Origin of the sequence: Natronospira sp., assembly GCF_007134575.1 — a bacterium.
Taxonomy (GTDB): domain Bacteria; phylum Pseudomonadota; class Gammaproteobacteria; order Natronospirales; family Natronospiraceae; genus Natronospira; species Natronospira elongata.
Map to the genome: position 1 here is coordinate 1 of NZ_SLKM01000279.1, position 8739 is coordinate 8739.

7 protein-coding genes are annotated in these 8739 nt (G+C 62.0%); 3 read left to right on the top strand and 4 right to left on the bottom strand.

Annotated elements, in window-relative coordinates; genetic code table 11:
• Positions 1-123: 123 nt before the first annotated feature.
• Complete coding sequence (locus ACJWXQ_RS11265; protein ID WP_406672830.1) at positions 124-2469, bottom strand: Tex family protein; 2346 nt, start codon at positions 2467-2469, stop codon at positions 124-126.
• A gap of 224 nt (positions 2470-2693) precedes the next feature.
• On the opposite strand from ACJWXQ_RS11265, the gene ACJWXQ_RS11270 reads away from it, so the two are divergent.
• Positions 2694-4559 (top strand): tetratricopeptide repeat-containing diguanylate cyclase, encoded by a 1866-nt coding sequence (locus tag ACJWXQ_RS11270; RefSeq protein ID WP_346051276.1) that lies wholly within the window; start codon positions 2694-2696, stop codon positions 4557-4559.
• 4 nt (positions 4560-4563) lie between these two features.
• Here ACJWXQ_RS11270 and ACJWXQ_RS11275 read toward each other — a convergent pair whose 3' ends face one another.
• The 3 genes from ACJWXQ_RS11275 to ACJWXQ_RS11285 form a co-directional block, all read right to left on the bottom strand.
• On the bottom strand, positions 4564-5541 hold the full coding sequence (locus tag ACJWXQ_RS11275) for an arsenic resistance protein (RefSeq protein WP_346051278.1): 978 nt from the start codon (positions 5539-5541) through the stop codon (positions 4564-4566).
• Between the two features lie 107 nt (positions 5542-5648).
• Positions 5649-6053: a globin gene (locus ACJWXQ_RS11280; protein WP_346051279.1), complete on the bottom strand. Its 405-nt coding sequence runs from the start codon at positions 6051-6053 to the stop codon at positions 5649-5651.
• Between the two features lie 92 nt (positions 6054-6145).
• Positions 6146-6862: an SDR family NAD(P)-dependent oxidoreductase gene (locus ACJWXQ_RS11285; RefSeq protein ID WP_346051281.1), complete on the bottom strand. Its 717-nt coding sequence runs from the start codon at positions 6860-6862 to the stop codon at positions 6146-6148.
• 70 nt (positions 6863-6932) lie between these two features.
• On the opposite strand from ACJWXQ_RS11285, the gene ACJWXQ_RS11290 reads away from it, so the two are divergent.
• Together ACJWXQ_RS11290 and ACJWXQ_RS11295 are read left to right on the top strand one after the other, a co-directional pair.
• On the top strand, positions 6933-7547 hold the full coding sequence (locus ACJWXQ_RS11290; protein ID WP_406672831.1) for a hypothetical protein: 615 nt from the start codon (positions 6933-6935) through the stop codon (positions 7545-7547).
• Between the two features lie 110 nt (positions 7548-7657).
• The gene (locus ACJWXQ_RS11295) at positions 7658-8335 is read left to right on the top strand and encodes a rhomboid family intramembrane serine protease (protein ID WP_346051284.1); all 678 of its coding nucleotides are present in this window, start codon (positions 7658-7660) and stop codon (positions 8333-8335) included.
• The last annotated feature ends 404 nt before the right edge of the window (positions 8336-8739 follow it).

The following is an 8739-nucleotide window of genomic DNA, read 5'->3' on the forward strand; positions in this document are numbered from 1 at the left end:
CAGAGGACCCGCAGAGGGCCACAGAGATCTTCATTTCTGGGGCGGTGTTTTCCGTGGCTTTCTGCGGGTCCTCTGCGCTCTCTGTGCAAAAAATTTCAAGGCCGATCAGGGCACCTGGCCGAGCTAGCGCCCGAGCTTGGCCTTGAGAGCCAGTGCCAGGGCGCTTTCTGGTTCCTTGTTGCCGCCCTTGCCGCCACTCTTGCCGCGGCCACGGCCGCGCTGGGGCTTGTCGGCGGCCTTGCCGTGGGCACCGGGCTTGTCATTGCCGGCGCCGGCATCGGATTTCATGCTCAGGCCGATGCGCTTGCGGTCAACGTCCACTTCCATCACCCGAACCTGGACGATGTCTCCCGGCTTGACCACATCCCGCGGATCCTTGACGAAGCGGTCGGCCAGTTGGGAGATGTGCACCAGGCCGTCCTGGTGGACGCCCACATCCACGAAGGCCCCGAAGTTGGTGACATTGGTCACCACGCCTTCGAGCTTCATGCCTTCTTCCAGATCGCTGATCTTCTCCACCCCTTCCCGGTACTGCACCGTGCGGAAGGCCGGGCGCGGGTCCCGACCGGGTTTTTCCAGTTCGGCAAGGATGTCCTTGACCGTGGGCAGGCCGAACTGCTCGTCGGTGAATGCACTCGGGTCCAATGTTTTCAGGGTGCTTTCGTCGCCAATCAGTTGTCCGAGTTCACGGCCGGTCTTTTCCCGGATTCGTTCCACCACCGGATAGGCTTCCGGGTGTACTGCCGAGGCATCCAGTGGCTGTTCGCCCCGGATGCGCAGAAAGCCCGCGGCCTGCTCAAAGGCCTTGTCGCCAAAGCGATAGACCTTTTTCAGTTGGCTGCGGTTGGAAAAGGGGCCGTGCTCGTCCCGGTGCCGGACCAGGTTCTCGGCCAGGCTGCTGCTCAGTCCCGACACCCGGCTGAGCAGGGCCGCCGAGGCGGTATTGGCATCCACACCCACCGCGTTGACGCAGTCTTCAACCACCGCTTCCAGGCTGCGCCCCAGTTTCACTTGGCTGACGTCATGCTGGTATTGGCCCACACCAATGGATTTGGGCTCGATCTTGACCAGTTCGGCCAGCGGATCCTGGACCCGGCGGGCGATGGACACCGCCCCGCGCAGGGACACGTCCAGGTCGGGAAATTCCCGCGCCGCGGTTTCCGAGGCGGAATAGACGGATGCGCCGGCCTCGGAGACCACCAGGTACTGCACCCGGCCCATGCCCTTGCGGTTCAGTAGTTCCCGGATCAATCGTTCCGTTTCCCGGGAGGCGGTCCCGTTGCCGATGGCAATCAGGGCCACTCCGTGTTTTTCCACCAGGGCAGCAAGCACTTCCAGCGCTTGCTGCCACTGCTTCTGCGGGGGATGGGGATAGATGGTGGCGGTATCCAGCAGCTTGCCGGTGGCGTCCACCACCGCCAGCTTGGAGCCGGTGCGCAGCCCGGGGTCCAGGCCCAGCACCGTCTTCTGTCCCGCCGGAGCTGCCAGCAGGAGGTCGCGCAGATTGTTCGCGAAAACCTGGATGGCCTCTTCCTCGGCCTGCTCCCGAATCCAGTTGGTGAGTTCGGTTTCCAGGCGGACCAGGATTTTCACCCGGCCGGTGAAGCGCACTGCGTCCGCCAGCCAGTCATCCGCGGCCCGGCCCTGGTGTTCCCAGCCCAGATGACGAGCCACCATGGATTCGATCTGGCCGGGCTCGGCATTGTCCAGGGTGTCCGGGGGCAGGATGTCGAGGCGCAGCACGCCCTCGTTGCGGCCACGCAGCAGGGCCAGGAAGCGATGGGAAGGGATCCTGGCCAGGGGCTCACTGTGCTCGAAGTAGTCCCGGAACTTGGCCCCTTCCTGCTTCTTTTCCTCCACCACTCGCGAGGCAATCCAGGCGCCTTTCTGCATCCAGTCACGAATCCGGCCCACCAATTCCGGGTCCTCGGCCCAGCGCTCGGCCAGTATTGCCCGCGCCCCTTCCAGCACCTTGTCGACGCTGTCATAGCCGGCTTCGGCGTCCATGTAGTCAGCCGCCATGGCCGCCGGATCCTGATTGGGGTTCTCAAACAGGGCGTCGGCCAGGGGTTCCAGGCCGGCCTCGATGGCCATCTGGCCCTTGGTGCGACGCTTTTTCTTGTAGGGCAGGTAAAGATCCTCCAGCCGCGTCTTGTTGTCCGCGGTCAGAAGGGCCTGGCGCAGCTCCGGCGTCAGTTTGTCCTGTTCTTCAATCGCCTCAAGAATGGATTCGCGGCGGTCCTCCAGTTCCCGCAGGTAGCCCAGGCGCTGTTCCAGTTCCCGCAACTGGCTGTCATCCAGGCTGCCGGTGGCCTCCTTGCGGTAGCGGGCGATGAAGGGGACGGTGGCGCCGTCATCCAGGAGGCCCACGGCGGCGTCCACCTGGGAGCGGCCGACCTTCAGTTCATCGGCAATGCGCTGGCTGATGTTGTGGCGGGAGAGGGGCTGACTGCTGCTTGCGTCACTCATGGGGATATCCGGTCTTGCTGATTGTGGGATTAAAGGAGGCGCATTAAACCCGCCCAGGGATGGGGGTGCAAGATTGAAATCCATGGCTGCTTGTGTTTTGACCCCTACCGCAACCTGTTGCAGAATCATCGGCAGTGAACCGGAGGGGATGACCGGTTCTGAACGGAGGGCTGAAATGCTGGTCAAAGTTGCCGGCTCACCCTCCCAGGAGATCTGTCACGGATATGACCATTCCGAATCAACATCGCCGGTCCACCTCGGCCCTGTTGTTCCTGCCAATCTGTTTCCTGTTGCTGACCGGGATGGTGGCTGCTGCGCCGGATGGGGTGTTCGGTCACGAATCCCTTGATGAGCTCCTCTCCGCGGTGGAGGCCCAGGCACAGCAAGATCCCCAAAAGGCCCTGGCCACCCTTGAGAGCGCATTGGCTGAACTGGAGCTGGATGAGCAGCCGGAAGCGGCAGTCAAACTGCTCAATCGGCGGGCGGAATTATTGCGGGATCAAGGGGAAACCGAGCAAGCCCTGCTGGCGCTGGAACTGGCAGAGGACTTGGCTGTTCAACTGGATGATCCCGTTCCCGCAGTGCAGGTTCAGCAGATGCGCGGGACGATCTATCTGGACCGCGCCGATTTCGATCGTGCCCTTGAGATCAACATGGCCGTTCTCAACCAGGCCCAGGCTCTGGCGCATGCCGAGCTTGAGGCGGCCGCTCGCAATGCCATCGGCAACATCTATTTCAGCCTTGAGCAGCCTGAACGGGCCCGCCGTTTCTACCGCGCGGCGGCGGAGATTTATGAGGAACTGGACTCCCGGGAGCGGCTGGGGAGCCTGCTGGGCAATATCGGCAATACCTATAATAGCGAAGGTCGTTATCAGGAGGCCTTGCCCTATCAGCGTCAGTCTCTGCGCATTGCCCGGCAAGAGGGGCGGGAGATTGGTGCTGCTTATCAACTGATCAATCTCTGCAATACATTATGGCTGCTCGAGCGCATGGAGGATGCCAGGGGCTATTGCCGGGAGGGCATCCCGCTACTGGAAGATGCGGGCCACTATCGAGCCCTCCATTTCGCGCTCAATCTCATGGGGGATTTGCGGGTTGCCGAGGGTGATCCCGAGGCTGCCTTGAGTTATCTCTTGCGTGCCCTTGAGATTGCCCGGGAAATGGATTCGCCCCGCCTGCGCGAGGCCAGTCATGGAGATCTGTCTTCCCTGTACGAGACCCTCGGCGATTATCAAGCCGCCCTGGAGCACGCCCGGGCCCAGTTCGAGGCTCATCACGAGGTAATGGACAGTGAACGCCAGCAGCGTATCGTCGAACTAGAGCAGTCCTATGAGGCCGAGCTGAGGCGCCAGGAGATTACGGCCAGGGAGGCTGAAATTTCCCGACTGGAACTGGAGTCGGAGCTGAAGGAAGCGAGTCTGCGTGAGCGCCAGACCCTGATGCTGGTGGCCTTCAGCCTGTTTGTCGCGACCGCCATCGTGGCACTGCTGCTTTGGCGTGGCTATATGCTCCGGCGTCGCAGCAGTCGGCGCATTGAGGAGAAGAATCGCGAGCTCAATGAAGCACTCAAGACCATCAGTCGTCTGGCCCGACAAGACCCGCTCACCGGGCTTGCCAATCGGCGTCGTCTGATGGAGGTGCTCAAGTCCGAATTGTCCCGCCGCCATCGGACCGGTGCCCCTCTTACCCTGGCTCTGGGCGACATCGATTACTTCAAGCAGCTCAATGACCAATACGGTCATCAGGTGGGGGACCAGATACTGATGGGGCTGGCGAAACGGATGCGCAGTTGCCTGCGGGAGAGTGACTTGCTCTGTCGCTGGGGAGGCGAGGAGTTCCTGATCCTGATGCCGGAGACAGATGCCGAGGAAGCCCGCCTGGCGATGGAGAAGGTCTGTGCCGCGGTGGCGGCGAAGCCTTTCGAAACGGACGCCGGTCCAGTGGAAGTCACCATTACCTTCGGTGTGGCCAGTGTCCGCGGTGACGACTTCAAGTCGGCCGTGCGGGTCGCTGACCGGGCCATGTATGCCGGCAAGCATCAGGGGCGCAATCGGGTGATGGTCCGTATCGAGGGTGGCGACGCCGAATAGCCCATCAGCGGATCAGGCGTGGTACCAGCCCGGTCAGCAGGATCAGCAGACACAGTTCCACCATTGCCTGGATCATGATCACCCCCGCCGCCAGCTCCGCGCCAAAGGGCAGGGCGAGGGCAAAGGGAAGGACCACAAAGGAGTTTCGGCTGCCGGCACTGAACAGCAGTGTGCGCTGACCGGGTATCGACAGGCCTGTCAATCGACCGGCGAGCAGTGCCAGGCTCAGGGCCAGCAATGCCCAGAGCAGGAACACTGCCGTGACCGGGAGCAGTTGACTGAAACTGTCTGATGGCAGATCCGCCAGTTGGGTTGCGGCGACCAGAAAGACCACGGGTAGCAGAAACAGCAAGGGTGCCCGCTGCGCGGCTCCCAGGGTGGACTGCAGCAGTGGTCGCCCGACGCTCAGATAGCGAATGCCCAGGGCGAGCGCCAGGGGAATGGCAAACAGGCCAATGAATACCACCAGGAAGCGCAGTGGTTCGAAGCTCTGCAGCTGCCCACTCCCCAGCAGAATCATCAGCCAGATGGGTACCGCGACCACCTGCCCGAGCAGCAACAGCGGAACGGCCGTCGTGGCCCGTTCGGGATTGCCACGGCCGATCAGATTGAAGGCAAGAAACCAGTCAGTGCAGGGCGCCAGCAATACGAGTGCCACCGCCAGCCGGATGACCGGATCCGCCGGCAGCAGGAACAGCACCAGCGCGGTTGCCAGGGGCAGCAGCAGGAAGTTCAGCGCCAGAATGGTGAGCAGAAAGTCCCGGTCCGCCAGACTGCGCCGCCAACGCCGCAGATCCAGGTGCAGGAAACTGACGAACATCAGCAGGGCCAACAGGGGCCAGAGCATGATGGACCAGCCGGAGACTGCTTCCGGCTGCCATTGGGCGACCGCCAGGCCGGCAAGCGCGGCCAGGGTCAGCGGCAGGACTTGCCAGCGTTCCAGATTGAGGTAGCTGAAAAGGCGGTGTCGGGCGGAGAGCATACAGGCAGTTTGCCCGATCCCGAGGGGCGGGGAAAGACGGTGTCCAGGAGCCTGCAGTCAATCCATTCGCGCCAGCAGTGGCTGCGAATGGATTGACCAGAGCTTGCTCAGTAACTGCCCCGCATGAAGTCAATGGCCGGGATCAGCGCCTCCCGCCAGCGCTTGCCCAGCGTGGTGTCATAGCGGGGGTCGCTGTTCTGAACGGTCAGTAGCAGACTTTCGATCCAATGGTCGTACATGTGCGGTTCTACCGGGGCATGCCCCTTGCGGCTGTGTACCTTGGCGATATCCTCGATCTGGCGCCGGGCGACGCCGGGGCTGCCGGCGTAAGTGATGACCATGCTGATGCCGCGCCGGATAAGCTTGTTCTGTTTGGGCCAATCGGTATGCGCAAACATGGCCGGGAAGCGCTCATTGCTTGCCAGCAGACGTTGATAGAAGTCCGCCACGAAGTCCGGGTTTTCTCGCAGGCAGCGGCCGAAGCTCTGCTGCACGTCGCCAAACTGATCCATTTTTCACCTTCAAGTCGGAAATCAAGCGCGGATGCTACGCGAGCGGCAATGATACCAGCTTGATTTAGATCAATCTAATACTTGACGGCGGCTTACCATTCAATTCGGGCCCGGTCCCGCCAGAATCCGCCGCTCTCGGTGGCCTCCGGATCGCTGGCCAGCCAGACGATGGTGTCGATGCCTTCCTCGATTGAGCGGCTGGCATCCCCGCCGCCCAGGTCGGTGCGCACCCAGCCAGGGCAGACCGAGTTGACCAGAATCCCGCGTTCGGCCAGTTCTGTCGCGAACACCCGGGTGATGCTGTTAAGAGCGGTCTTGGACAGGCGATAGCCCAGCCAGCCCCCGTCCATGTCGCTCAACTGCCCCATTCCGGAAGAGACATTGACGATGCGCCCGCCCTCGGGCATCAACAGGGCCAGGGCCTGGATCATGCGCAGGGCGCCCAGGGTATTGGTGTTGACCGTTTCCATGATGGTCATGGGTGAGACCAAAAGGGGGTTGGCCGAGCGCTCGCCCCCTGCCTGACGGGTTTCCAGGATCAGCCCGGCATTGTTGACCAGCACATCCACCCGCTTGTAGGTCTCGCGGATATAACGGCCCAGATCCCGGACCTGGTCAGCACTGGTCACGTCCACCACCCGCAGCTCCACCGACAGTTTGTCGGCCTGCATGGATTCCACCGCGCGGGTGCCGGATTCGGAATCCCGGGCACAGGCGATCACGTGATAGCCCTGCTCGGCCAGGGCGCGGGCAGTGGCCTGGCCCAGGCCGCGGTTGGCCCCGGTGACAACGGCGATTTTTGATTGCATCCTGATGCTCTCCCGTGTGCAAATGGGCGGGATTATACCGCTCAGGCGACGATGGAGCAGCGATGTTCACATGACTGCCATTCCCCTGACAGTTCGTCTGGCCTCCACTGCCTGGATCATCCTCTGGGTAACAGTGGTGCTGAACAATCAGGGCCCCCAGAACTTCTTCTGGCTCTGCAACATGGCCAAGTTCATTGTCCTGTTCGCCATCTGGCGGGGCGATCGCCTGCTGATTTCCAGTCAGGCCGGAGTCATGACCCTGGTGGGCATTGGCTGGACATTGGATCTATTCTTGGGCCTTCTGCTTGGCGGCAGTCCCACCGGTTTCACCGATTACATGTTCGGTGACGAGCTGGCCCCGGTCGCCCGGGCGGTCTCGCTCTATCATGTGGCCTTGCCGCCGCTGATGATGTGGCTGGTCTGGCGGCTGGGTTATGACCGGCGCGGGCCCTGGTTGCAATGCCTGATCGGTGCACTGGGTGTGGTGGGCGCCTGGCTGTTTACCGAGCCTTATCGCAATGTGAACTGGGTCTGGTCCCCCTTCGGGGTGGAGCAGACCTGGATGCCGGATCCTCTCTGGGTGCTCGTTTTGATCGTGGCCTATCCGCTGGTTCTGTATTTCCCGGGTCATTGGTTGTTGCTGGGGATCAAGCGACTGCTGCCGGCTCGCTCCACCCAACCGTGATGTCATTGGCTCGTGGCCTTGTCCTTTGGCTTTGGTGGGGATCGTTTTTCGTTCCCGGGGGTCAGATACCCGGTAAGCGATGCGCAGCAGAAATAGGGAAAACTGTCTCAGTGATACCCATTGCGGATAACAATCCGACCCACCGTACTCCTGTGGTCACCTGGGTGATTCTGCTTGCTTGCATTGTGGTGTTTCTCTGGCAGATTACGCTGTCGGAACAGGCTTTTCGGGCAATGGTCTTTCATCTCGGGGTGGTGCCCCGGGCCCTCTTCGAAGTCCCCCTGGGGCATCCCGATCTGCTGATCCCGCCGCTACTCACACTCTTTACCTCCATGTTTCTCCATGGTGGGCTGCTGCATCTGCTTGGCAACATGCTGTTTCTCTATGTGTTCGCCAATAACATTGAGGACAGCATGGGGCATGGGCGATTTATCGTTTTCTATCTCCTCTGCGGACTGGCTGCCGCATTGACCCAGGCATTGATGGCGCCGGATTCCACCGTGCCCATGGTGGGTGCCAGTGGCGCCATCTCGGGTGTGCTGGGGGCTTATCTCATGCTTCATCCCTTTGCCTGGATCAAGCTGCTGGTTCCGTATTTCGTGATCTTCTTCCTGTGGCTGCCGGCCTGGCTGATGCTGGGCCTGTGGTTTGCCTTCCAGCTTTTTCAGTCCATGATGACCCCCGCTGATCAGGCTGGTGTTGCCTTTGCCGCTCATGCCGGTGGCTTCGTGGCCGGTGTGGTTCTGGTGCTGTTCTTCAAGCGGCCCGGGGTGAGGTTGTTTCGCTAGAGTCGGCTTCTATTGAGTTAGTCCCCTTTGATGACGGTGACGGGTTGGGTCCCGGCCTAGGTGGCGACAGGCCTTTCCAAGAACGCCGTAAACGGGCCCTTCCCTGCACCCCCAACGAGCCCGCGTTCACAGTGAGATTCGTCGCTCCAAGGCGCAGTGCGCCGCACAGTAGTAGCACTACGGGCAAACACTGCAACGCCGGAGCGGCGGATCTCACTGTGAACCCGGAGGGACCACACGTATTTCGCCTCTCGCTTTGTTGCGCCTCGCTCATGTAGCACAGCGGCTACACCACGCTCGGCGCGCCGCGCGAGAGCGCCACCTCGAGTTGCGGTGCGGGAAGAGAAGGAGCCCGATGGGCCGAGACGAACCCAGCGAGCGCGGGGACGCGGACGCGAGCGAGG

What these genes read in the sequence shown, in the direction of transcription:
- ACJWXQ_RS11275 (WP_346051278.1), bottom strand. Translation starts at nt 5,541, where the DNA reads ATGCTCTCCGCCCGACACCGCCTTTTCAGCTACCTCAATCTGGAACGC.
- ACJWXQ_RS11265 (WP_406672830.1), bottom strand. Translation starts at nt 2,469, where the DNA reads ATGAGTGACGCAAGCAGCAGTCAGCCCCTCTCCCGCCACAACATCAGC.
- ACJWXQ_RS11270 (WP_346051276.1), top strand. Translation starts at nt 2,694, where the DNA reads ATGACCATTCCGAATCAACATCGCCGGTCCACCTCGGCCCTGTTGTTC.
- ACJWXQ_RS11285 (WP_346051281.1), bottom strand. Translation starts at nt 6,862, where the DNA reads ATGCAATCAAAAATCGCCGTTGTCACCGGGGCCAACCGCGGCCTGGGC.
- ACJWXQ_RS11290 (WP_406672831.1), top strand. Translation starts at nt 6,933, where the DNA reads ATGACTGCCATTCCCCTGACAGTTCGTCTGGCCTCCACTGCCTGGATC.
- ACJWXQ_RS11280 (WP_346051279.1), bottom strand. Translation starts at nt 6,053, where the DNA reads ATGGATCAGTTTGGCGACGTGCAGCAGAGCTTCGGCCGCTGCCTGCGA.